The sequence below is a fragment of the Rheinheimera tilapiae genome, from assembly GCF_042432165.1.
Lineage (GTDB): Bacteria > Pseudomonadota > Gammaproteobacteria > Enterobacterales > Alteromonadaceae > Pararheinheimera > Pararheinheimera tilapiae.
This window is the reverse complement of sequence record NZ_JBHLXP010000003.1, coordinates 535910-536722: the sequence shown is the minus strand read 5'-3', so window position 1 is coordinate 536722 and position 813 is coordinate 535910. Positions and strand designations below refer to the sequence as shown.

Here is an 813-nt window from a genome sequence, read left to right as displayed (position 1 = left end):
CCGGTGGCGGTAACGTCGATTGGCGCTGAGGACTTAAAGCAAAAAGGCATCGAAAACCTGACGGCTATCCAGCAACAATCACCAAATACCACTTTGCAGGTGTCGCGTGGCACCAACAGCACGTTAACGGCTTATATCCGCGGTATTGGTCAGCAAGACCCGCTGTGGGGCTTTGAACCGGGCGTCGGTATTTATATCGATGACGTGTACATGGCGCGGCCACAAGGCGCGGCGATGGATATCTATGATGTCGAGCGCATCGAGGTATTACGTGGTCCGCAAGGCACTTTATATGGTCGTAACACCATCGGTGGTGCGGTCAAATATGTCACTAAGCCACTGAGCGGTGAAGACGAGTTTGCCATTCGTGGCACTGTCGGCAGCTACCATCAACGCGATTTAAAACTGTCCGGGCAAAAAGCCATTACTGATAAGTTTTCTGTTGGCGCTGCCGGGGCATTTTATGACCGCGACGGTTTTGGTAAATACCTCAATACCGGCGCAGAAAACTACAACAAAGACATCATCACCGGCCGTTTCAGCGCGCAGTATCAAGCCCTGGATAATTTGCGTTTCAACTTTGCCTACGACAAAACCAAAGATGATTCGAATTCAAAAGGCGGCCACCGTTTAACGCCTAGTTTGCTGACTAAAGAAACTCCGCCGTCGAATGTGTATGACTCCAACACCAGCATGCCAGCCACCAACATGGTGCGTACTGAAGGTCACTCGCTGACAATGGCCTGGGATATCAATGCCGACTGGACGATGAAAGCCATCACCGCCAAGCGCGAAGGCGTCACCGACACCAAT

1 protein-coding gene is annotated in these 813 nt (G+C 51.7%); it reads left to right on the top strand.

Annotated features, from left to right (window positions below; genetic code table 11):
* A partial coding sequence (locus ACFFJP_RS13260; protein WP_377244771.1) for a TonB-dependent receptor plug domain-containing protein occupies positions 1 to 813 on the top strand: 813 nt, incomplete at both ends.